This is a genomic window from Apilactobacillus xinyiensis (assembly GCF_019656235.1).
Classification (GTDB): Bacteria; Bacillota; Bacilli; order Lactobacillales; family Lactobacillaceae; genus Apilactobacillus; species Apilactobacillus xinyiensis.
Genome location: NZ_BPLL01000017.1, coordinates 1 through 22,329, shown reverse-complemented (window position 1 = coordinate 22,329; position 22,329 = coordinate 1). Strand labels below are relative to the sequence as shown.

Below are 22,329 nucleotides of genomic sequence, written 5' to 3'. Positions count from 1 at the left end.
AAGAAGGAATAGTCATGAGGTCAGAAACTATTAAAGTTAAATTCAATATTAATCCAGAAGTGCTGCAAAAACTAAAAAAGCATCCTGACTGGTGCAAACAGCCAGAACGCTTAAAGAAATATATAGCCAAAAATATACACTGTGAATTTGGCTAAAAACCAGCGTATGGGACGAAGACAAATTTTATTATGCAAATCAAATATGTATAGAAAAGGAAGTTAAGCTATGAAACAAACTTTATCATCTAAACTGCTTGATTATGAGCAAGATAGACCAGAAATGCTAGAAAACAGCCAACTAAGTAAACAACAACTAGCACATGACCTAGCAATGTGTGAAAGCAACATGTTAGAAGTGCTGATTACTTTGAAAAACACAAATTTTGAAAGCCAACAAGATATGAAACGTTATATACAGCAAGTGTTAGTTGATAACCATGAAAATAGTTTAACTAATCGCATGGCTAGTCAGCTACTTAAAGAAGGCGTGAAACTATGAAAACAAAAAGTTCTATAGCTGGTGTGAACAGCTACAACACTTCGAAAGTAGAATCTAAAAATTCTTTTGAAATTCCTCTAGTGCTGAGGGCTATCTCAGCTTTTATCAGATTATTTTTAACTTTTGTTCTATTTTCATCGTCAAACATTTCATTATAAAACAAAATCTCTAACAGCTAAAAGCTATCAGAGATTTGTCGAATTGATTCTTTGTACAAAACTTGTATTAAAGAAAGGATGGTTATGACCAATGAAGAAAGCTCCCATTGGAGCAACTACATTGTACAACACAATAGCCCCAACAGTTAAATGTTAGGGCTACTAGTTAAAGAGATTTATTAAAGAGAAATCTATCGCACTCCCGAAGGAGTGGCTACATTGTACAACATATTAAATATTAATCAAGTTAAGGAGTGTCAACAATGATAGAAAGACCAATTAAGAACCTTGAAGACAAGGTTAAGTATCAAGAAATTAAGATTAAAAATTTAACAGCTTTAAAGAATATTTTAGTTGCTGATTGTTATAAGTATCAACAAGAAATCAAGCGTTTGAAGGAGGAACTAAAATGTTAGTTTTAGATGTTGTTTCAACCAGTTTCGGTGCCATTGTCGGTTTTACGCTAGGTTTTATATACAAAGAAGCTATTATGGCAAAATCAACTGAAATTGCATGCTATATCCAAGAAAAATTTAACAAAATCAAAGGAGAAATTAAACTATGAAAATTGAACACGATTACTTAACCATGCTAAAAGGTACTGATGAAGAAGGCTTTTCAAGAGTTAGAGACTTCTTTCATCGTAACCATGACACAAAAAAAGCCGTTATCTCTGGGCAAGATAACGGACTTAGCAAAAATATTAATACTTCAAGTATACAACAAAAGGAGGCCGAATAAAATGAATTTCACGCAAGAATTTGATTATACCGGTGAACCTTTAGTTGAGTATGAAAAGTATTTAGTGGTTGGCCTTGAATATATCCCAGAAGACATCTACATCTTAAAGCAATATCTCATGCACGAAGATGGCTATATTGAAGAAGAGTTATCAACTGATACAGACGTTTTGCAAGCTTTAAAAGATAACGAAACTTACAAAATTATCGAAGTCAACAGTTGCCACGAAGACAATTATAAAGAAATAAACGAAAGCTTAGCTGACTTTTTTAACATTGAAGTCAAAAGCATCAAAAAACAAATTGCATAAAAGGGGAAATTAATCATGACAGAATTAGTACAAAGTGTAGTAAACCAAATTGACAGTTTAAAAGAAAAACAAGGGCTTCAATTGCCGAAAGGTTACTCAGTATCTAACGCCCTACAGTCAGCATGGTTAGAGCTGACTGATACCACTAATGGCGTACCCTTAGCTAAAAAGTGCAGTACACAATCGATTACTAAGGCGTTATTCAACATGGCTATTCAAGGCTTGAGTTCAGCTAAGAATCAATGCTACTTCATTCCTTATGGCAAGGAATTAGTATTGCAACGATCATATTTTGGAACTATTAGTGTTATCAATCGACTAAGCAACGTTAAGAAAATTAAAGCTCAAGTTGTTTTTGAAGGCGATGAATTCGAAATTGGGTCAGATGATGACTTTAATACTGTAGTTAAAAAATTCATACCAAAGTTTGAAAACCGTGATAAAGCTATCGTTGGAGCGTTTGCTTTTATTGAAAAAGAAGATGGTAGTCGTGATTACACTATCATGACTAAAAAAGAAATTGATACCAGTTGGAATCAAGCTAAAGCTAAAAATAGTGGTGCTAGAAGAAACTTCAGTCAAGAAATGGCTAAACGCACTGTTATCAATCGTGCAGCTAAATTCTACATCAATTCTTCGAACGACAATGACTTATTCGTTCAAGCTATCAACGACACAACTGAGAAAGAATATGACGACTCTAGAAAAGACGTTACACCAGAAAACAAAAACACAATTGATTCCATGATCAACAGTAAAAAAGAAAACAACGAAGTCAAACCAGATGAAGGCCACCAACCAGAAAAAGCTTTAGAAAAATTAGTACCAGAAAATAATCAGGGTGAAGAAATTGAAATAAAAGACACCCCTGTAAATGAAGACATAGAAGAATTAACTAAAGCTGGCGAAAAGCCCACGGAAGCTAAATCAAGTCAAAGCAACAATAGTGAGGAGATGAGTAGTGATGACAATTCAAATGAAGACCAAGCAGGACAAGAAAGCCTATTCGCCAACATCAACGACATTCCAACTGAATGATAAAAATTATTACTCAAATCAAGCTAATTGGCACTTTCAAAGTAAATCAATTTTTTGGAACTTTATGCAATGTGAAGCAGCAGCTTTAGCACAATTAAAGCATGAATATCAGCCTTTTTCTAATCCAACGCCATTATTATTTGGTAACTACTTACATTCTTATTTTGAAAGTAAGCAAGCCCATGAACGCTTTATAAAAGCTAACGAAAATAGCCTTTATAAATATGGAAACAAAGAAAAGGGGCTTAAAAGCGATTTTAAGCAGGCACAAAAATGCATTAAGGCACTAGAAAATGAAGAACGTTTTAGACTACTTTATCAAGGTCAAAAGGAAGTTATTGTTAAAGGTAAAATTTTCGGTGTTGATTGGATGGGAAAAATTGACTGCTTGGATTTAAAGCATAAATGCTTTTTTGACCTTAAAACAGTCGATGATATTCATAAAAAGCATTATAACAAGCGTGAAAATGGATATACGAATTTTGCGGTTGATCGTGGATATGACATGCAAATGGCGATATATAAGGAATTAATCAAGCAAACATTTGATGTCGAGTGTACACCATTTATTATCGCTGTTTCTAAACAGTCAACGCCAGATAAAGCCATGTTAAGCATTCCAGAGTGGCGTATGGACGACAGAATGAATCAAATTGAAGAACTGCAACCACATATCCAACGTGTGAAAAATGGTGAAGAAGAGCCAAACTATTGTGGGCATTGTGACTATTGCAGAAGTCATAAAATTATGAACGAAATAACTTCAATCGATGATATTGAATTGTACTAGGACGATAGCCTTAACTATCCGGATAGGGTGAAAAGCCTATTAAGGAGGACGTTATGGAATTAGCAAAAACATTAAAAAGACTAAGACTTAGATACGGAAGTAGCGTTAATGACTTTGGAGAGTTACTAGGAATAGGTGGTTTTTGTTTGCGCTTGATTGAAGATGGCTCTATGGAACCTAATAACAACGTGCTGGAAGCATACTCAGGTGTGCTAGGTATAAAGGTGTCCAGCATACTTTTAATCGCTGAAACTAAAGAAGAATTGAAGAATGAGCCATTTTATAAACGCTGGCTACAACCACTTATGAAACGTATTGCTTTAGGGGAGAAATTTTAATATGAACGGATTAAATCAATTAGAAAAAAATCTTAAAAAGTTAAACAAAAAATCATATATTAGCAAAACCAAGAATAGCTATAGGCTCTGTGATAATATCACTTGTTTTGCAGAAATCTTTCCTAAAAAGAAACTAGTTATGTGTTATGAGCAAGTTACCGCTGATTTCTTTGATGCTATTGAACCACTAGCTAAAGAACATAAACTGCTGTTTGACAACTACGATGTTGATGAACCAATTGATCCATATGCGTGTCATGTTCCAGAACTTTTAAGGGCATATAAGGCAAATAGAGAAGAGGACTAATCATGGATTTACAAGAATTGAATAACCACTTCAAAGTTAAATCACTAGATGACTTGCATAAGCAAGTGCTAAAAGATTACGAATACACAAGATTGGCTTCATTACTTGATTTTATGTTTTCACAATCTGGAAAGTATACCGAGGAAGATGTTATGAATGACACTAAAAAATATGTAGTTACGATTGGTGTCACACTTGATTTACCAATGTGCTACATCAAAAGAAAAGATGACTACAGTATAGCTAGTATCAACCTTTTTACAAACGCAAGTGAAGACTGCCTTTTTGACAAAGAAGAGTTAAACAAGCTTTATAGCTATATAGAAAAGACTCATGGTAAAAACTTTGCCAATGTTGCCAAAACAGCAACTATCACTTTAGAAGATTACAAAAATAGATTTTTTAACTAATAAAGGAGCTTTAAAATGGCTTATTTCAATTACAGAGGAATTAAATGTGAAATCAAGTGGATTGATTATGGATTGATAAATTTCTCATAAAATCCGGATTACACGGTTACAGCCACTACTGTGGATGTGTTTTTGTGCCAAATGACAGTAAATTTATTCAATACACGAATGATAAAAATGTTGATGTTGATGACTATCCAGTCGATGTACATGGTGGTATCACATACTTCGATGAAAAAGACGGTAACACTGTACTGGGTTTTGATACAGCACACTATACGGACTGGCAGTGTGGTAAATACATGTGGGACGAAGATAAAGTTAAAGCAGAGATTAAATGCATGGTAGATCAGATAGTTGATTTTAAAGGGTGATGGCAATGAGAAAAACGAAAAAGCTAAGTAAAGAAGAGAAACAATGTATTGATACTGCAAAACTATTAGCTAAGTTTGATTCAACTTACATGATGGAGCTTGCTTCGCAGGGCTTTAGTCTTGATACAGCTTTACAAATGCTACACGCAAATAAGGTAGGAATGATAGATAGTGAGGAGTGATCACATGACACAAAACACACGTTATTTTTTACAAGTTCCGATAGCTAATGTTTCTGGTAAAAATTTAACTTCTACCGAAAAATTAGTTTATGGTCACATCTTTACGATTTTAAATGCTAACGACAAATGCTTCATTAGTAATAAGAAAATTGGTGAAAATATTGAGATATCAGAACGTTCAGTTTCTAGGGCTGTTTCTAGGCTAAAATCAATCGGTTTAATCGATGTAAATTTAGTTTATAAGGAAAACTCCAAAGAAGTAGAAAAACGTTATATAACGCTTTCTGATAGATATCTAGGTGGTGACACAGATGACAGGGGGGTGGTGACACAGATGTCTATACCCCCACGACACAGATGTCTATACCCCCACGACACAGATGGCGTAGATAATAAAAAGATTAATAAAAAGATTAATAGAAGTAGTAGTAGTAGTAGTAGCGAGTCTGACTCTGGCAAGTCAGCTCAAAGTGAAAGTTCAAAACCTAAAATCAATCCTAAGAAAAATCCGTATGAGTTATACCAACAACTTTGGGGATTCCCTAACTCTATTGTTAGACAAGACCTGCAAGAGTGGATTAATGAATTCTCATCTGATGTTGTTTACTACGCCATTTACACTGCAGGGAAGAATAACGTCAGTTCCTATGGAGTAGGCAGATATCTAAATGCTGTATTTAGTGCATGGGAAAAAGAAAAGGTTAAAAATGTAGAACAAGCTAAACAGCAAAATGCTGAACATGAACATAGGAACGAGCGTAATTTTAAAAGCAGGAAACCATACGATAAAGGTAAACGTATCAAAGAAGAACTACCAGATTGGGCTAAGGATAAACCTAAAGAGCCTAAAGACGATAAACCAGCAGAAGATGAAGACAAGCAAGCACTGGCAGAAAGAAAAGCTAAATTACTGTCTGAAATAGATAACTTATAGGAGCGATAACAATGAACGTAACAGCACTGAGAATGATACAGGATATTGAAGAGGAGTACGGTTCAATTAGTAAAGCCGATAGCAACGATAAACGTTTTATCAAGATAAAAGAGCTGCTAAGTCCAAAAGACAGCAAAAGAAAACTAGTTGATCCGTATGATATTTACGACCTAACACCTTTGAAACTAAGAGAAAAAGGTTTTGTGTATAAGGTTGCCAAAATGTTAGCGGCTGGTATGACTCAAAAAGCGATTGCCTTAGAACTAATCGCCAGCATTTCCACGGTCAATATGATGATTCATAAGTACCAACTAAACACCAGTTATTACTTAGTTAAATATAAAAAACACGAAATCAGAAAAGCTAAGATGGATAACGTTGTCGATGAGCTTAAGAAATTAGGCGCTGACATTGATTCAAAAGAAGCTTTTAGGATTATGGCTGGGTTTCCAAGTAAATACAAGATAATCATCAAAAAGATATACAGAACTAGAAAGGTAGTCATCGCATGAACTACCCCAATGGAAAGCCATATAAACGCCATATCAAACGTATAGCAGGTGTTAAACACAAAAGTAAGTACCATGCTAAAAAACTTCAAATAGATGATGAAATTTTCGATTCAAAAGCAGAAGCTGGATACTACATGAAACTCAAGTATGATCAAGTAGATTTTAAAGTTCACGAAAGTTTTGAGATTGTACCTAAAACGAAACTAGCTGGTAAAACACATCGAGAAGCTGTTTACACGCCAGATTTTACGATATATGTGGACGGAAAATTGATTGAAGCCATAGATGTTAAAGGCTATAAGATAACGCCTGATGCAAGCCTTAGAATGCGTGCGTTTATAGCTAAGTATCAGATACCAATTTATATCGTCAAAAGTAAGCCAACAGGTTTTACGAAGGAGCTATTTTAAGGAGATGTAGTTATGGATAAAGAAACTTTAAATCGTATAAAAAATTACCACATTATTGAAGTTATGCCAGAAGTTTCAGATACTAATTTAAAATTGGCCAGAAAGAAATTATATAAGGCTAAGAGCAGAATAAATCGTTTTAAATCCATTGCATATCACAAGCGGTTCAAAATTAAATTATCAGAACTAGACAAAGCAGAAAGTGATATTGATAAGGCTTTAGCTGCATTAGGCGTTAAGCCCCATAAGGAAGTGATTTAAGTGGATATTATTAAGATAGCTGTAGTTGGCATTTTGGCTGCACTAGCGTTGCTACTGATGATTTCATACATTACCAACATTATTGTGGCAGGAGTTAATAGTTGTATCTTATACCGTTATCAATGCAAGTTGGACTATTTCAAAGAAACACAAAAATTACAAAATAAAAATGAAAAGGAAGATTAATTATGAATAATAACAATATGGATCGAACATTAGGACTTATGGAATCAAAACACAGCTTCGATTACATGAATACCTTTTACAGTGCCAAAATTGAAGAGCAAAAGACCATGTATGATTTAACCAACGACATACAATTACTAGATAACATTGCTTATTTAGTTAGCAAATTCAGGAATTTAGTTGCTAGAAACCAACCAAAACAACCAGTTGTAGCAAATCAAGGCAATGGTCAAGCAGGACAAAAAGCATAATAAGTTTAGGAGTGTTATAGATGGAGCTAAGTGCTAAAATCAAAGCTGATATTCAAAAATATGCAGACAAGCAAGGTAAACAAAATACTGTGTTGCTAATTAAAAACACGATGGACGAGTTAGATTTGCTGTTGTCTGACTATTTAGAAGATACACATAGTAAAAATCTTAAAAAGGTTAAAATAATTTTCAAACGTTACTTACAAAATTTAGCCATTATAAAAGCAGGAATTCCAGCAGTTCAAAACGATGGAATGATCACTGGCAAAAATAAGCCAAACACTGAAGATGACAAAATATTGAGATTAATGCAAGCTAGAAGTTACTGTAAGAAGGTCAAAAAGGCTTTGAATTGCATTGATAATGACTATCGAGTATTACTGGTCGATACTTATATAAATAAGTGCAAGGTTGAATTTGTAGCTATTAAATTACACTATTCAAGAGGAACGTATTTTAATCGCAAGAATGAAGCGGTATCTGAATTTATAAAATATTTTAGATAGTTGTACTTGCTTTGTACTTTTTTTGTACTGATGGGGTCTATACTATGTATAGTGATATCAGTATGATATCACGACTACTGCACATACGTTCAATTCCAATTTCGAGCGGATTTTCTCCATAAATTAAAAAAGTGTACAGACAGACTGATTGGCAGTTTTGATAGGTTCGACTCCTACTGTTTGTGTTGCTAGGTTAGCCAGTAGCCTAGCAAAGCAGACCATTGATGACGCATTCTTTCGTTAATGTAATACTAGTTGACACACCTAGCAGGACTAGGGTAGTAAAGCTATATTGGTTCGAGTCCAATTGTGTTAGTTGCCTATGTTGACTAAGAGCATAGACATTGTCCACCTCTGACACGGTGGTGGATATGTTGTCTGTAACTTGCCAAAGTGAGCAGACAACGTGCTGACTTAGTTCAAGAAGAACAGTAACCCCAGTTATATGTGTTGGTTCAAGTCCAACAGTCAGCATTATTGCCATAAGCCATACTATATGTAACTATAGTTTCCTTTCAAAATCGGTTAAGAGGTGATATAGCAATACCTTAATGAGTTGACACAAACTACAGAAGTCCTGACTTAATGTTAGGGCTTTTTGTTTACAAAAAAAGAGTGCTGGTATTTGCACTCTCTTAATGAAATTGTATCTTATTTAAATAGTTGGGTCGCTTGCTACCACTATCTAAATATAGTAATACTATTTAAAGTGTTTCATTACACGTTTAGTAGCCTTTGGTACTATACAGTATAAGATTACCAATGTTGTGATTGGGTCTAATGAAACACTCAATGAAATTTGTTGAGAAATTATTGAGATACTCACTTAGCGCACCTCCTTTCAACGCCTAATGTTTCAATAAGGTTGGTAGCCCTATTTTAAAGACGTCTATTAAATAGTAACATTTTTCAATAAAATTACTATAAAATTGTTGTAATTTGAAAAATGTTTTTAAAAAAACTTTTTGTATTTGTTTTGCATTTTTTTGTACTTTAATGTTATTATATACGTGTTGAGAAATGAGATGTCCGCTTGGCGTATCTCTAGTGTTGGGGTGGTATCCAACATGTTGTTTTTAACTGTCATGTTTATTACTCCTTTATCTGTTTGGTCGCAGATAGAGGAATACATATAAAGGCGTTTGCAGTTATTGCAATCGTCTTTTTTTATACAAAAAATAAAGTCTGCTTAGTGCAGGCTTTTTATGTACATATAAAAACTAAAAAGAAAGGAGAATAGCTTTGGACGCATTAAGAGTTAAAGACAACATAGAAAACAAGTTAGACGGTAGGGCTGACCGTGATATCAGAAATAAAAAATTGCATAAAGAAGCTGATGAAGTGGTGTTTTATGTAACAGGTCATTTCCATAGAAAAGAAGCTATCAAGGTGCTGAAATATGCTTTAAAATCGTTGGAAAAGTTGTAATTGTGTTTCTACCTATTATATAGACGTAATTGCATGTCGGAAAAAACCTGACAAAACCTGACCTAATTTGAAAGGGTGATTTTATGGATAACTTCGAAAAAGATTTTGCAAAAATGCAAAAAGAACATACTAGATTTAGTAAGCGTGTTAAAAAAGAACAAAAACAAATGGATAAAGAATATAGAAAAAGTAAACGAGAAGCTGATAAATTTTTCAAACAGTTTGGCTTATAAGCTTTGAAGAATGATGACGATGAAATGAAAAATTTACATTGAACAATATAAAAAAAGTTTTACAAAAAGCCAGTGGAGAAAAATGGTTTAAAAACAAAATGAAAGAATTGGGATTTACAGTCAAAAAATAGTCCAATTCCTAGTTTTGGTTGTTTTAAGGAATTCAAAATGCCTTTAAACTGGGATTTATAGCAAGTTGGCACAAAATTAGTCCAAAAATGAGAAAAAATGGAGTGATTTTGAGACAAAATACAAAAATATGGAGTGATTCAAATGAACAAAAAAGAAGCGATTAAAAGTATTAATAAAGGAATTCATTTTTTTGAACATAATAAAAACAATAAATTAAAAGATATTCATCGTTTATATGATGTAAGTAAAAAATTTAATAGGGTTATCGGTGGAACTTTGCATAATAGCAAAGCAATCAAAATTGAAGATGGCAAAAAAATAAACTTAATACATGAAGATCAAGTAGCTTTATCTATAGTTAATATATTGGCAATTAACGAAGTCCCAATATCTACTTCACTTAGAATATTATCTAAATTGGAGGACAATTTGCCTAATCAAGCTGTAGGATATGCTGATATAAAAGGCGATAGAAACGTTTAAGATGAATATATAAACAAATTAGCACTCATCTGAGTGCTTTTTTAATACATATAAATAAATACGAAAGGAGAATACGCATGTCGGATATAAACATAACAGTACTACGCAACGCACTAACACCTAAACAGTTAAAATTTGCCGATGAATACATTAAAAGTGGAAACGGAACTGATGCTGCAATTAGAGCTGGCTATTCAAAGAGAACAGCTAAATCCATTGGTAGCGAAAACTTGGATAAGGAACCAATTAAAAAATACATACAGGCTGTTATGGCTGATATGAGTGATGAAAAGATTGCCAGCGCCGAAGACGTTATGAAGTTCTTATCACGCGTGTTATATGGTCAAGAGCAAGACACAATCGGCACCGGTGGAGAAGTGTTTAGCGTAGATGCATCAATCAAGGATAGGTTAAAAGCCGCTGAACTGATTGGTAAAAAATACGCTATGTTCACCGACAAAAAGGAAACAACTGTATCTGGCTCGATTGAGTTACAGAACTTAAATAAGTTGCCTGCAGATAAGCTAGAAGCCTTAGCGGACGCAAAGCAGAAAAAGAAATTTGATTATAAACAAACTGATGATTAAAGGAGATGAGTGTATGGACGTGCAAACAGAGAAGCTGCTTAAACAAGCTGCTAGATATGAGTTAGCAAGGCGTTCATACGCTGATTATTTTGAACTTGCACACGATTATCAGTTCGAATTGTTTCCGCATACGCAACTAATTTGCGATAAACTGCAGAAGATAGTTGATGGGGAACGTAAGTGTTACATTGTCGAAATGCCACCACAACATGGTAAATCAACCACAATTAGTGAAACTTTTCCAAGTTATTATCTTATGAATAATCCAGATAAAGAAGTTATGATTGCATCTTATTCTGACTCACTCGTACAGAAGTTTGGACGTTTTAACTTGTCTAAGTTCAATGAGTTTGCCGGTCCAATGTATGGACTTAACGTGGACCCAAAGAAGCATACACAAAACGAGTGGCAGATTGAGAACCATAAAGGTGCTATGCACGCTACCACTATTTTAGGTAGCGCGACTGGTAAGCATGCTGACCTTTTAATTATCGATGATCCATTGAAAAATATGGCAGAAGCTAACTCTGCTAACCAAAGAGATAAGATTTGGGACGAGTGGCAAGCCAGTTTTACTTCACGTTTAAGTCACGATGCATCAATAATTGTGATTATGACTAGGTGGAATGTTGATGACCTAGCAGGCAGGCTTTTAAAGGAAATGAGTTATCCGTGGGAAGAAATTAGATTGCCAGAGTTGTCAGAAGAAAACGACATTTTAGGGCGTTCAGTTGGCCAACCTTTGTGTCCGTTCCCACCAATGTCTAAGGGTGTTAAGTGGGCAGAGCAGATTAAAAAGACCGCTGGTAGTCGAGTTTGGGCGGCGTTGTATCAACAACGTCCAGTTCAAAATGGTGGGAATATTTTCAAAGAAAGTGATATTAACTACTACGTTCCAGATGGTGCAACTGCTGAACGTTTAGGACTACAAAATGACGGTAAGACCGCTATACTGCCTAGACTAGATAAACGTTGGTCTAGTTGGGATTTAACCTTTACTGCCAGTGATACTTCTGATTATGTAGCTGGGCAAACGTGGGGAAAACAGGGTAGTAATTTTTATTTGCTTGACCGTGTGCATGACCGCATGGGCTTTAACCAACAGCTTCAAGCAATCATGGCTATGCACAATCGCCAACCAGAAGCACACGCAATTTATATTGAAGATAAGGCGAACGGTTCGGCAATCATGAACACAATTAGAAATGCAGTTAGTGGTATTAAGCCAGTGATTCCACACGGTGATAAAGTAACACGTGCTAACGTGGTTGTACCTTTCTTTGAAGCAGGAAACGTTTATCTGCCACACCCTAGTTGGCAACCGTGGGTTCGTGAGATGTTAGATGAGTGGTTTGGCTTTCCTAATATGGAACACGATGATGAAGTGGATTCGATGACACAAGCTTTATCTCAAGAGTCTGCTAACGGTGGTGTTAGTGCTATCACATATGGGGACGATGATTATTTTGATTTATTTTAAAGGAGGCGAAATAATTGGGAGTATTTGATCCTAACGGTTTTACATTTAATCGGAATAATCCTAACCGTTTTATCAGCGGTTTTTTAAACCAAAATGGTGTTAACTCGCCATATTTAACTGATGATATCTACTTTGATGACAACGATGTTTTGCGTTGCTCTCCAGATTTTGATATTGAAAACAATTTAGGACAAGTAAATCAACTACTATGCGGTTATGCCGCACTAGTACAGGTTTATCATGAAAAAATGCAGGTTTATAAAGGCGACCATGCAGTTCTACACAAGCGGTCTTTTAACAAGCTTATGCAAAAAAGAGAAACCAATATGGGTATTAATTTGCCTAAGAACATGGTTAACACTTTTGCAGGTTTTTTTGCTGGAATACCAGCCAAAATCAATTATGTACCTAGCGGCCAATCAGTAAATTCTCCACTAGATGATAAAAGCAAAGCCATTAATGACTGGTTAAGTAATGCGTTGAATAGCAGTCACTACTCAGATGTTTTATTTGAGTTAAGCAAGAAAGCTGATATATATGGCAGGAGTTACTTAATCGCTTATTTAGACGATAAAAAAGATATTAAGTTTAACGATGTGTCACCAGAACAGTGTTTGATGGTGTATGACAATAAATTGGCTTCGAACCCTAAGTTTGCTATCTACTTTAACCAAGTCGGCAGCAACTTTTTTGGAACTTTATATACAGCCGATAGCATATATAACTTTAGTTCTGAAGACTTGTCAGATGTTTCCAAGATGAAGAATTTAAAGCAACCAAATCCATTGGAAACAATCCCAGTTGCAGAGTTACCAGAAAATGATGAACGCTTAGGTATGTTTGATGATGCTATCTCCGCTATCGATAAGCTAGACCGTGCATACTCTCTTAAGTTCAACGATGTTGAATATTTTAGTAACGCTTTGTTGTTCCTTAAAGGCTTTAAAAAGCTGGACTCAGAGCAACGTAAGACGATTAAGCGTTGGCACATTTTACAGGCTGATGATAACGCTAGTGATTTGGCTGGTATCGATGCGAAATTCCTTGAAAAACCGCAGAATGACACGCAACAAGAACATTTTATGGATAGAGTGACTTCTCAAATCTACCAAAATGCACAGATTATCAATCTATCTGACCCACAGCTTGGAGCAACTGCTAGTGGAGATGCTTTAGGTAAAAAGCTACAGCCTATGGTCATGCTGGCAGACTCCAAAGCTAGAAAGATGACTAACGCTTTTAAACAGTTATTGTCCATAATGATGACTAAATGTGACTGTTTAGACGGTATGAAAGCGGAAGATGTAGTTAACGATATTCAAATCAAATTCACGCCAAACATTCCGCACTCATTACTTGATGAAAGTAATATCGTTAAAAACTTAAACGGAATCGTGTCACTACAAACATTGCTATCTTACTTATCTAATGTTGAAAATGTTCCACAAGAAATGGAACAAATCACCGCAGAAAAGAAAGCAAACACTATAGATTTTGGTAATGCTAATGGCAGTAATGACGGTGACTATCCAACTAATAATGATGACGGTAGCGATAGCAATAATGGTCGTGATAATAATGAGTAGTAATGCGAAAATACGTTCGCAACAGCTAATAACAGGCATAATTAATGACAATATTTTTATAAATAATTTATATGACAGCGCACAGGGTAGCTTTAAAAGTTATCTAATGCGTTTTTTTAATGCCGAAAATACCGATGGAGTTCTTTCTGTTAGTGATTTAAGAAGAAATGTTAGTTCACGTGACTATGACTTATTTAGAAGCGTGTTAAATCAGTTCTCAAAGCCATTAGTTACTGATGAAGAAGGTTCTCTAAGATTGGATAAAGCCAAAAAGATAGCAGGATTAGATAAGCAGAACTTATTAAACGCAATCACCGCAATTGTTATTGCTGCGCACTCTAAAAAAGTTATTAACTATCTTGGCAACTCATTAGTGAATGAGTATCAATACGCTATGAATTTTCAAGAACGAGAAGCACGCGCTATGGGCTATCGTTCAGCGAAAGACTATACAGATGACCAAATCATGAAGCAGGCTAACACTCTGTTAAAGCAGAAAAACTATGATTTGACTGTTGATCAACGAGTGTGGATTAAAAACGATAAGTTAACCAATCAGACTAATGATGCAGTTAACAAAGGTTTAATGATTGGTATCACGCAGGCTTATATGGTCAATAAATTGTTCAAAGAATTTACGACCAGTCCTAACTCAGTCGCAACTATCTTCAATAAAACGAAGAATTTCTATAAAAATCAACTGATAAATCAAGAAAAAACTAGGTTCGGTATATCTGCCGCTGATGATGTTTTTGGTAGATATGCAGTCGATTCATTCAATTGGAATTTGGCAAGCACGCATAGTCATAGCGATATTTGCGATGATCTAGCTAGTGGCAGTCCTTACGCTAAAGAGGACTATCCAGACCGCCCACATTGGGGCTGTGTCTGTTTTCCAAGCCCAGCATATTCTAAAAGATAAAAGGGAGTGAAAATTATGGCAGAACCAACTGATCCAACAAATACTGGTCAAGGTGAAGGTCCAAAAGATAACGGTGGACAAGGTGGCGGTGAAAACACGCACAAAAACGTTAGCTTTGAAGACTTTCAAAAGTTGACTAATCAATTCAACGACTTTAGTTCCAAGCTAGATGCTGTGTTAAAAGCACAAAATACTAGTAGTCAAGGTGAAAACAATAAAGGCACCGAACCAAAAGTTGAAGGCCAAAACACCAATAAAGGTCAAAATGTAGACCCAAGTAAAGAGTTTGGTGACCGATTGACTAAGGCTGAAAAAGAATTATCTGAGTATAAAGCTAAAGAAGCCCACCAAAACTTATTGAACCTTGCCAAGACGGAAGCTAAAAACAGTAACGTCAATATTGATGGCATTGTAGATTCCTTAGTCGGTAAAGATGAAGAATCAACTAAAGCTAACGTTAAAAAATTCGTTGACACTGTTAAGGCTAACACCAAAAGTACTGATACAGGTTTCCAAGCTAAATCTAGCCAATTTAAAAATAGCGATGATTTTATGAACTTGGTTTATAAATCTAAAGGAATTGCTAAAAAATAAGGAGGAACACGAATGCAAGTTAAAAAATATGGAACTGCTAGAGAGTTACTATTCAACTTTGCTAACTCTTTAACTCTACCAGCTACAGTAGATAATCCTAACGCTACTGTTGATAACAATAACCGCAAAATTATTAAAGCTGGTACACCGATGGGGGCTGCATCTTCATTTTTGATGAACAGAGACCAAGTTTTACAACCTAGTGCTACACCAGATGCAGTTTTAATGCACGACGTTGACGTTACTAACGGTCCTGCTAGTGCAACTGTCATCATTGAAGGCGATATTGTTTTATCAAATGCTGATTCAGATGTACAAAAAATGTACACAGATGCAATCGTTAAAGCTTTACCTAAAATCACATTTATTAAATAAAAGGAGTTGAAAAAATGCCAACAAATCCATTGACACTAACTGATTTACTCAGTTTAAACAACATGGGTGCTTACTATGAACACAAGGTTTTAACTGAAGCGCCTTACTTATCTGAAAACTACTTTCCAGCGCAAAAAATTGGTTCAAACGCTTTAAAATACCTACAAACAAGTGTTTCTGCACCGGTTTTAGCTAACGCTTCAAATTACGATGCTCAATCACTACCAACTAATCGTGATGATTTCCAAGAACAACTTTTCTCAACTCAATTCTTCCGTGATGAAAGTGTTCTAAACGAATCCGACATCATGGAAATTGAACAAGCATACGCTAATAACGATGACGCTTACTTAGCAACTTTAATCGGTAACCTATTCGATGATAAGACTAAAGGTTTATCCAGTATGCGTGCTAGACGTGAATGGTTAGGTATGCAAGCTTTGATGAATGGAAAAATTGATATGCACTCAAACGGAATTCATCTACAACTAGACTATGGTGGTAAACAAGAATTCCAACAAGATGCTACTACTGATTGGTCTGACGCAAAAGAAGCCAATGTTATGAAAGATATCCGCATGGCGTTGGATGAAATGCGCAAATTTGGCTTAAAACCAAATCAAATCATCATGAATACCAACACTTTCCGTTGGTTACAATCTTCCGAAAAATTAAAATCAACCGTACCAACACAAAACATCAATATTGCTAATGGTGAACTTTTTGATTCACAAGTTGGTGACTTCTTTGCACAAATCTTTAAGTTAAACATCGTCTGCTATGACGGTCAATATCAAGATAGTGATGTTGATGATCGTCAACACTCTAATCAAGGTTTCCATAGCTATATTCCAGATGGAAAAGTTGTTTTAATGAATGCTCCACTACCAGATGCAGCTTTCTTAATTCCAACTAGCCTAGCTCGCCCAGTCGTTACAACTGGTGGTGGAATGCAAACTGTTGGAAAAATGAACTTTGCTCCAACACCAGAAGAATATGGTATGAGAAGTGGCAAGTTCCCAGCCGGAAGTGTTCAACTATTTGATACTGGTGTTGCATTCCATGAATACCAAAATGACAAATACTACCGCACAGAAGATATTACTTCAATGAACGTTTTACCTTCACTAGAAGGAGCAACTCAAATCTTTAGAATGAACGTTACTGGTCAAAGCTCAGACAATGGTTCAGCTCCTAAAACCGATAATAGCCAATCAAACGGTAACAGCGGTCAAACTACACCACCAAAGGCATAGTTAGGGGGCTAAGTTATGAGTTTTAAAGTAATTCGTGATTTTGTCGATTCTAACAGTAACAGTGGTAACCATATCTATCGTAAAGGCGACGAATACCCTTATAAACAGTACGCTGGTGCGCAGGTAAAAGACCGCCTAACAGAACTTACTAAAGAAGATGGACCAAATGATAATTTTGACGGTCCAGTAATTCAAGAAGTAGAGGACTGATAGTTATGGACGATTTGAAAGTTAATGAAATTGTCAAAGATATTCGTGTGTATAACACCGATTTAACTAAAAAGTTAGACGATGACAATCTTTTGACTGACTATGTTAATCGTGCGGTTATCTACGTTAGCCCACTTAATCCACCTAAAGTCGTTGCTAGTACACTGGTTCGCTTATGGGCATGTCACTTGATGACGAACGCTACTTCTAACAACGTTACAAGCAAAAAACTAGGCCAACTTACTGAAACATACGCTGACACATCTAAAAATGATGATGAGTTCTTAGATGAGTTCAATCGTTTATGTAATCAATACGATTTGAGTAATAGTGGCACTACTTTATATGGGTTTTAATCATGGCAGAATTTGATTATATGCAACATGCGATGGCTGAGTACGATAAACTCAACCACTCTGAATTACGAGTTGGGGTGTTGGATAAATCCGGCAGTTTTCTGCAAATGATAGCTATCGTTAATAACAACGGGTGCCATATTCATGCGAAAAATTATCCTAAATTGCGGATTCCAGTACGTTTACCTAACGGTAGAACAGGCTATGTATTCAAAGAGTCTGTTGTTATACCAGCTAGACGGTTCATGGAAAAAACGATTATGGATAATGAACAGCGTTGGATTAATTACATGGAAACCGGAGCAATGCGGATAGCAAGTGAACCAAATGTTACTGCAAACGATATTATGAACAACTTAGGTCGAAGCATTGTCCAGCAGATGAAACAGGAAATGACGGACTGGAAAAGCCCAAGTAATGCTCCGCTGACTATCCAGAATAAAGGACGTGATGATCCTTTGATTGATAAGGGTAAGTTAAGAGCATCTATTTCATATCAGATTATAGAAAAATAGGAGGAAATATTATGATTTTATTGAGAATTTACAAAAAAGGCGCAGATACAAAGAACGAAGCTCCTTTATTTGAAGGAACTGAACTAGCAGGTAACACTGCTGTAATTACTGGTTTGCCAGCTGGTACAGTAGTACAAACTGGTGACTACATTGCTTTAAACCATGACTCAGAAGGTAAATTGGCTGACTCTGATGCAGTTGATTTGCCCGGCTTTACTGTAATGGAACAAAAAGCCGGCGCACCTACAAATTTAAAAGTAGACGCTACTAATGACGGTGCAACAGTTACAGAAGGAGAATAGTTAGGGGGCTTTAGATGATTTTTGATGATATGCAGAGCCTGCTAGACGATTTTACCGTTGGTACAGTGACCGTTGTTAAACATAAAAGTGCTGGTCATACGAATAAAGCTGGTAATTGGGTTGAAGGCCCTGATGTCAAAAATACATTTGAAGAGCCAATTATCCCAAACGACACGCAAGAAAAATTTGATTACTCGACTGGTGGGCAAATACAACTATTTGATGCAAGTTGGTACTCCAAGCATAGTGAGTTCAATATTGGCGATGAGGTAACTGACGATACTACCCAAGTGAAATATAAAATCGCTAACAAAACTAACTATGACGGTTATGCTGGCGTAACTATTTATGCGTTAAAGGCGGTGACAAGATGATACAAGCGTTTAATTACAATGAATTAATGGCAAAGATAAACGATAAGATGAACGAAAAAATGGGCTATTCAGCTATCTCTCAGGGAACACAGGGAGAAGCAAGTGAATACCCATTTTTTACTTACGAGATTATCAATGCCCACATTGGTATCGGTGCAACCGACAATGTAAGTGGTGAAGTCTTTGAAATGCTAATTGAATATGATGCCCATGTATCTGACGTTGCTACTTCTGATGATGATATGTTCGCCGGCTCCACTGGTGCTGCTACTTTGGCTAACAACTTAAGAAAGTTCTTTACTATTTCCGATATCAAAAATTGGGCTTTCTCAAATAGTTTTCCAATTGTAGACGTCAGCGATATAACCGATACGACCAACATCATATCCATGCAGGTTGAACGCTCAGCCGGTTTTCAAGTTCGCTTGCGTATCAAAGATGATTTCCAAGAAAATAAAGAGTTTATAAATAATTAGGAGGTTCATATGTTAGTACCTAAAACTACTGATGTGTATGTATCGATTGATATTACACATCCACAAATTAGCAAAGACTTTAAAAAGATTGCTATCTTCACTAAAGGTAATAAGCAAAGTTTCAAAACTTATACTTATCTACCAGATTTAATGGTTGATTTTGATGAAAATACTTCAACTTATAAAGCAGCTGAAGCAATCTTTAATCAAGATAACGCACCTGAAGCTATTCAAGTTATCACATACACTGATCAAGTTCCAGCACCAGCAATTCAATCCGGTACATCAAATGCTGGAACTAAAGTTATTGATATGAATGCTTCTCAAAGTGACCAACCTGCTGCAGGTGTTGGAGGGATGAATAGTTATTAAAAATATACCCAAAGATGTACTTTAGTGGTACAATATAATCATCTTAATAAAAAAAGGATGATTATTTATGTCGCCAAAAGAATTTGGAAAACGTATTGGAAAGACTGTAAAGACACTACAGCGTTGGGATAATGCAGGTAAATTAATTGCTCATCGAACCCCTACTAACCGTAGGTTCTATACAGAAGACCAATATAATCAAATAATGGGTATCAACTCAAATAACAATAAGATTAGTGTGATATACGCCCGTGTTTCTACAGCTAATCAAAAGGATGACTTGGAGAACCAAGTAGATTTTTTACAAACTTACTGTAATGCAAGAGGCGTTATCATTTCTCAAGTTATTACTGATATTGGTAGTGGGTTAAATTATAACCGCAAAAAATGGAATAAATTATTAGATGACGTTATATCTGGTAACATTGAAAATATTTATATTGCCTATCCAGATAGATTTATACGTTTTGGTTTTGATTGGTTTGAATGCTTTTGTAATAAATTCGGTACAAAGATTGTGGTTGTTAATAATAAAAAACTTAGCCCAGAGCAAGAACTCACTGAAGATTTAATTAATATTATTCACGTTTTTAGTTGTCGTTCTTATGGTTTGAGAAAATATCGAAAGGGTTTATCCAATGATAAAAACTCAAAAGATTAAGATACAACCAAATAGTCATATGACAAAAGTGATTAACGATTTATTTAATTATAGAAGATACATTTGGAATCAATCGCTCAATTTATGGAATGAAATGTATGATAGTTCTCTTATTTTGAATGATAAAAAATTAAGACCTAGCGGAGCTAAAGTTCGTAATGAATTAGTTTTTAACAAAGCCGATTGGCAGTTCCAACGTTCTGCTAGGGTGCTACAACAAACAGTTTCTCAATTAGACAAGGCATGGAAAAATTACTTCAATCCTAAAATGTCTAATCACATGAAACCCAAATTCAAAAGTAAAAAGAATTATAAACCAACATTTACAACTGATAGAGCAAGACTGGTAAAGGGTAAATTAGTATTAGATAAGCCTAAAGAAATTGATAAATCAGAATGGTATCCAATCAAACTAATTGAACCAGTTAGATTTACTGGAACACTTAAAATATGCACGATAACTGAGTTACCTGATGGGGTATACGCCTCTCTATCATTTGAAACTGAGGATAACAAAAATTTACCTAAACTAGATAGAGTTGTTGGGGTTGATGTGAATGTCAAACATTTTAATTATAATGACGGGAAATCAATTAATATATACCCAAAGAAACTAGAACGTTACTATAAAAGAATTACCTACTATCAACGCTTATTGGCTAAGAAACGTTTAGCAAATCCTAACAATTTTAAAACTATAAGATATAACAAAGTGAAAACCAAACTTAGATTGAACTATCTTAAAGTTTCAAGATTGCAAAATGACATCTTACAAAAATTCACTACAAAAATTATTGCAGAATACTCGGAAATTCATATTGAAGATTTAGATGTACGAGCAATGACTATGAGTAAGAAAATGGGGAAAAATTTACAACGTTCTCTCTTTGGAAAGTTAAGAGAAATATTAACTTATAAGTGTGCATGGTATAACCGAAACCTAGTTGTAGTAGATAGACTATATCCATCAACACAACTTTGTAGTAATTGTGGTTTTAGAAAAACCAATGAAACTTATGGTGGTAAACAAACATTAAGCGGTGATTCAATTCACCATAACCACCAAAAATACTATTGTTATAACTGCGGTGTCATTTTAGATAGAGATGAAAATGCAGTAAATAACTTAATTAAGTACAACGATAAAACAATGAGTTTACTTGGAAAATAAACTCTTATACATGGGTAGGCTTTACCCATAAAAATATCACAAGAGTTAATCAATGTGGTAAGGCACAAGTTGCCAAATCAGAATATTAATGTTGACGGTGATGACTAAAAGTATGGTAGGCAAATCTAATAATGTCTACATTTATATATACTTTGGAAAGCAGATGATAGCATGCAAGAAATACACGCAATAATGGATAAAAAAAACGATGAAGGGGCTTTTGACCTAGAACCGGTAGTATATGGTAACGTCACGTTCTATGGCCAAAAGGTCGTAAAATTCAAAGATGTGCCACTATCCGATGATGAAATTAAAGCTCAAAAAGATGCTGGCATGTCTGAAGACATGATACCGAAAACTAAATCAGTGATTGATGACAGCGTGCCACCACGCTATGACGACATCACGCAACTGTTTATCGACAATCCAAATTTAAAAGCAGGTCAAGCTCAACTTTTAGTTCAAAATGCAAAATTGCAAATGATGAATAACCAATTAACTCAAGGGCAAGCTCAATTGCTATCAAATATCGCTAAATCACAATTGGAAAACACGCAACTAAAGCAACAACAAGCAATGCTACTATCACAATTAGCTAAAATGAAAGGAA

41 protein-coding genes are annotated in these 22,329 nt (G+C 35.2%); 40 read left to right on the top strand and 1 reads right to left on the bottom strand.

What is annotated here, in order from left to right; genetic code table 11:
• Positions 1-14 precede the first annotated feature (14 nt).
• The 20 genes from K5Q11_RS05100 to K5Q11_RS05005 all read left to right on the top strand — a co-directional run bounded on the left by K5Q11_RS05100 (position 15) and on the right by K5Q11_RS05005 (position 8,206).
• On the top strand, positions 15-155 hold the full coding sequence (locus tag K5Q11_RS05100; protein ID WP_220751612.1) for a hypothetical protein: 141 nt from the start codon (positions 15-17) through the stop codon (positions 153-155).
• Positions 156-225: 70 nt separating this feature from the next.
• Positions 226-498: a hypothetical protein gene (locus K5Q11_RS05095; protein ID WP_220751609.1), complete on the top strand. Its 273-nt coding sequence runs from the start codon at positions 226-228 to the stop codon at positions 496-498.
• A gap of 421 nt (positions 499-919) precedes the next feature.
• Positions 920-1,072, top strand: a complete 153-nt coding sequence (locus K5Q11_RS05090) for a hypothetical protein (protein ID WP_220751607.1) — start codon at positions 920-922, stop codon at positions 1,070-1,072.
• Positions 1,066-1,221, top strand: a complete 156-nt coding sequence (locus K5Q11_RS05085; protein WP_220751605.1) for a hypothetical protein — start codon at positions 1,066-1,068, stop codon at positions 1,219-1,221. Before K5Q11_RS05090 ends, K5Q11_RS05085 begins: the two co-directional genes overlap by 7 nt.
• A complete protein-coding gene (locus tag K5Q11_RS05080; protein WP_220751603.1) occupies positions 1,218-1,397 on the top strand; it encodes a hypothetical protein in 180 nt (59 codons plus the stop codon). Before K5Q11_RS05085 ends, K5Q11_RS05080 begins: the two co-directional genes overlap by 4 nt.
• A gap of 1 nt (position 1,398) precedes the next feature.
• Entirely contained in the window at positions 1,399-1,707 is a 309-nt protein-coding gene (locus tag K5Q11_RS05075) for a hypothetical protein (protein ID WP_220751601.1), read from the top strand.
• Between the two features lie 15 nt (positions 1,708-1,722).
• Positions 1,723-2,745 carry a recombinase RecT gene (locus tag K5Q11_RS05070; protein WP_373311492.1) on the top strand — a complete coding sequence of 341 codons (1,023 nt, stop codon included), beginning with the start codon at positions 1,723-1,725 and terminating at the stop codon, positions 2,743-2,745.
• Complete coding sequence (locus K5Q11_RS05065) at positions 2,684-3,535, top strand: PD-(D/E)XK nuclease-like domain-containing protein (RefSeq protein ID WP_220751599.1); 852 nt, start codon at positions 2,684-2,686, stop codon at positions 3,533-3,535. Before K5Q11_RS05070 ends, K5Q11_RS05065 begins: the two co-directional genes overlap by 62 nt.
• Before the next feature lie 53 nt (positions 3,536-3,588).
• Complete coding sequence (locus K5Q11_RS05060) at positions 3,589-3,873, top strand: hypothetical protein (protein ID WP_220751597.1); 285 nt, start codon at positions 3,589-3,591, stop codon at positions 3,871-3,873.
• A gap of 1 nt (position 3,874) precedes the next feature.
• Positions 3,875-4,180: a hypothetical protein gene (locus tag K5Q11_RS05055; protein ID WP_220751595.1), complete on the top strand. Its 306-nt coding sequence runs from the start codon at positions 3,875-3,877 to the stop codon at positions 4,178-4,180.
• A 2-nt stretch (positions 4,181-4,182) separates the two neighbouring features.
• Positions 4,183-4,590: a hypothetical protein gene (locus K5Q11_RS05050; protein WP_220751593.1), complete on the top strand. Its 408-nt coding sequence runs from the start codon at positions 4,183-4,185 to the stop codon at positions 4,588-4,590.
• 134 nt (positions 4,591-4,724) lie between these two features.
• Positions 4,725-4,964 carry a hypothetical protein gene (locus K5Q11_RS05045; protein WP_220751591.1) on the top strand — a complete coding sequence of 80 codons (240 nt, stop codon included), beginning with the start codon at positions 4,725-4,727 and terminating at the stop codon, positions 4,962-4,964.
• A 5-nt stretch (positions 4,965-4,969) separates the two neighbouring features.
• Positions 4,970-5,146: a hypothetical protein gene (locus tag K5Q11_RS05040; RefSeq protein WP_220751589.1), complete on the top strand. Its 177-nt coding sequence runs from the start codon at positions 4,970-4,972 to the stop codon at positions 5,144-5,146.
• A 4-nt stretch (positions 5,147-5,150) separates the two neighbouring features.
• Entirely contained in the window at positions 5,151-6,080 is a 930-nt protein-coding gene (locus K5Q11_RS05035) for a DnaD domain protein (protein ID WP_220751587.1), read from the top strand.
• A gap of 32 nt (positions 6,081-6,112) precedes the next feature.
• A complete protein-coding gene (locus K5Q11_RS05030; RefSeq protein WP_220751585.1) occupies positions 6,113-6,592 on the top strand; it encodes a hypothetical protein in 480 nt (159 codons plus the stop codon).
• Positions 6,589-7,002, top strand: a complete 414-nt coding sequence (locus tag K5Q11_RS05025; protein ID WP_220751583.1) for a DUF1064 domain-containing protein — start codon at positions 6,589-6,591, stop codon at positions 7,000-7,002. Before K5Q11_RS05030 ends, K5Q11_RS05025 begins: the two co-directional genes overlap by 4 nt.
• Before the next feature lie 12 nt (positions 7,003-7,014).
• The gene (locus K5Q11_RS05020; protein ID WP_220751581.1) at positions 7,015-7,263 is read left to right on the top strand and encodes a hypothetical protein; all 249 of its coding nucleotides are present in this window, start codon (positions 7,015-7,017) and stop codon (positions 7,261-7,263) included.
• Positions 7,264-7,449, top strand: a complete 186-nt coding sequence (locus K5Q11_RS05015) for a hypothetical protein (RefSeq protein WP_220751579.1) — start codon at positions 7,264-7,266, stop codon at positions 7,447-7,449.
• Between the two features lie 2 nt (positions 7,450-7,451).
• The gene (locus K5Q11_RS05010) at positions 7,452-7,700 is read left to right on the top strand and encodes a hypothetical protein (RefSeq protein ID WP_220751577.1); all 249 of its coding nucleotides are present in this window, start codon (positions 7,452-7,454) and stop codon (positions 7,698-7,700) included.
• A 20-nt stretch (positions 7,701-7,720) separates the two neighbouring features.
• The gene (locus K5Q11_RS05005; RefSeq protein WP_220751575.1) at positions 7,721-8,206 is read left to right on the top strand and encodes a DUF1492 domain-containing protein; all 486 of its coding nucleotides are present in this window, start codon (positions 7,721-7,723) and stop codon (positions 8,204-8,206) included.
• A 700-nt stretch (positions 8,207-8,906) separates the two neighbouring features.
• Here the strand turns inward: K5Q11_RS05005 and K5Q11_RS07540 are convergent.
• Positions 8,907-9,032, bottom strand: a complete 126-nt coding sequence (locus K5Q11_RS07540; protein WP_285289896.1) for a hypothetical protein — start codon at positions 9,030-9,032, stop codon at positions 8,907-8,909.
• A 416-nt stretch (positions 9,033-9,448) separates the two neighbouring features.
• Here K5Q11_RS07540 and K5Q11_RS05000 point away from each other — a divergent pair, with 416 nt between their 5' ends.
• The 20 genes from K5Q11_RS05000 to K5Q11_RS04905 all read left to right on the top strand — a co-directional run.
• Positions 9,449-9,634 (top strand): hypothetical protein, encoded by a 186-nt coding sequence (locus K5Q11_RS05000; protein ID WP_220751573.1) that lies wholly within the window; start codon positions 9,449-9,451, stop codon positions 9,632-9,634.
• 83 nt (positions 9,635-9,717) lie between these two features.
• Complete coding sequence (locus K5Q11_RS04995) at positions 9,718-9,867, top strand: hypothetical protein (RefSeq protein ID WP_220751571.1); 150 nt, start codon at positions 9,718-9,720, stop codon at positions 9,865-9,867.
• 273 nt (positions 9,868-10,140) lie between these two features.
• Complete coding sequence (locus K5Q11_RS04990) at positions 10,141-10,482, top strand: hypothetical protein (protein WP_220751569.1); 342 nt, start codon at positions 10,141-10,143, stop codon at positions 10,480-10,482.
• Positions 10,483-10,559: 77 nt separating this feature from the next.
• Positions 10,560-11,069 (top strand): terminase small subunit, encoded by a 510-nt coding sequence (locus tag K5Q11_RS04985; protein ID WP_220751567.1) that lies wholly within the window; start codon positions 10,560-10,562, stop codon positions 11,067-11,069.
• Between the two features lie 13 nt (positions 11,070-11,082).
• Positions 11,083-12,549, top strand: coding sequence for a phage terminase large subunit (terL, locus tag K5Q11_RS04980; protein WP_220751565.1), 1,467 nt, complete (start codon positions 11,083-11,085; stop codon positions 12,547-12,549).
• A gap of 14 nt (positions 12,550-12,563) precedes the next feature.
• Positions 12,564-14,135 (top strand): phage portal protein, encoded by a 1,572-nt coding sequence (locus tag K5Q11_RS04975; protein ID WP_220751563.1) that lies wholly within the window; start codon positions 12,564-12,566, stop codon positions 14,133-14,135.
• A complete protein-coding gene (locus K5Q11_RS04970; protein WP_220751561.1) occupies positions 14,128-15,057 on the top strand; it encodes a hypothetical protein in 930 nt (309 codons plus the stop codon). The genes K5Q11_RS04975 and K5Q11_RS04970 overlap by 8 nt, the downstream gene beginning before the upstream one ends.
• 15 nt (positions 15,058-15,072) lie before the next feature.
• Positions 15,073-15,651, top strand: coding sequence for a capsid assembly scaffolding protein Gp46 family protein (locus K5Q11_RS04965; RefSeq protein WP_220751558.1), 579 nt, complete (start codon positions 15,073-15,075; stop codon positions 15,649-15,651).
• A gap of 12 nt (positions 15,652-15,663) precedes the next feature.
• Complete coding sequence (locus K5Q11_RS04960; RefSeq protein WP_220751556.1) at positions 15,664-16,026, top strand: hypothetical protein; 363 nt, start codon at positions 15,664-15,666, stop codon at positions 16,024-16,026.
• A 14-nt stretch (positions 16,027-16,040) separates the two neighbouring features.
• A complete protein-coding gene (locus tag K5Q11_RS04955) occupies positions 16,041-17,282 on the top strand; it encodes a major capsid protein (protein ID WP_220751554.1) in 1,242 nt (413 codons plus the stop codon).
• A 15-nt stretch (positions 17,283-17,297) separates the two neighbouring features.
• The gene (locus tag K5Q11_RS04950) at positions 17,298-17,492 is read left to right on the top strand and encodes a hypothetical protein (protein WP_220751552.1); all 195 of its coding nucleotides are present in this window, start codon (positions 17,298-17,300) and stop codon (positions 17,490-17,492) included.
• Positions 17,493-17,497: 5 nt separating this feature from the next.
• Complete coding sequence (locus K5Q11_RS04945; protein WP_220751550.1) at positions 17,498-17,848, top strand: DUF4054 domain-containing protein; 351 nt, start codon at positions 17,498-17,500, stop codon at positions 17,846-17,848.
• Positions 17,849-17,955: 107 nt separating this feature from the next.
• Complete coding sequence (locus K5Q11_RS04940) at positions 17,956-18,363, top strand: hypothetical protein (protein ID WP_220751548.1); 408 nt, start codon at positions 17,956-17,958, stop codon at positions 18,361-18,363.
• An 11-nt stretch (positions 18,364-18,374) separates the two neighbouring features.
• Positions 18,375-18,665 carry a hypothetical protein gene (locus tag K5Q11_RS04935; RefSeq protein WP_220751546.1) on the top strand — a complete coding sequence of 97 codons (291 nt, stop codon included), beginning with the start codon at positions 18,375-18,377 and terminating at the stop codon, positions 18,663-18,665.
• A 29-nt stretch (positions 18,666-18,694) separates the two neighbouring features.
• Positions 18,695-19,039 carry a hypothetical protein gene (locus tag K5Q11_RS04930; protein WP_220751544.1) on the top strand — a complete coding sequence of 115 codons (345 nt, stop codon included), beginning with the start codon at positions 18,695-18,697 and terminating at the stop codon, positions 19,037-19,039.
• Complete coding sequence (locus K5Q11_RS04925; protein WP_220751542.1) at positions 19,036-19,515, top strand: phage neck terminator protein; 480 nt, start codon at positions 19,036-19,038, stop codon at positions 19,513-19,515. The genes K5Q11_RS04930 and K5Q11_RS04925 overlap by 4 nt, the downstream gene beginning before the upstream one ends.
• A 9-nt stretch (positions 19,516-19,524) precedes the next feature.
• Positions 19,525-19,887 carry a hypothetical protein gene (locus K5Q11_RS04920; protein WP_220751541.1) on the top strand — a complete coding sequence of 121 codons (363 nt, stop codon included), beginning with the start codon at positions 19,525-19,527 and terminating at the stop codon, positions 19,885-19,887.
• Between the two features lie 67 nt (positions 19,888-19,954).
• Complete coding sequence (locus K5Q11_RS04915; RefSeq protein ID WP_220751539.1) at positions 19,955-20,548, top strand: IS607 family transposase; 594 nt, start codon at positions 19,955-19,957, stop codon at positions 20,546-20,548.
• Positions 20,526-21,719 carry an RNA-guided endonuclease InsQ/TnpB family protein gene (locus tag K5Q11_RS04910; protein WP_220751536.1) on the top strand — a complete coding sequence of 398 codons (1,194 nt, stop codon included), beginning with the start codon at positions 20,526-20,528 and terminating at the stop codon, positions 21,717-21,719. The genes K5Q11_RS04915 and K5Q11_RS04910 overlap by 23 nt, the downstream gene beginning before the upstream one ends.
• A 192-nt stretch (positions 21,720-21,911) precedes the next feature.
• Positions 21,912-22,329, top strand: a 418-nt coding sequence (locus K5Q11_RS04905; RefSeq protein WP_220751535.1) for a hypothetical protein, incomplete at its 3' end; no start/stop codon positions are given.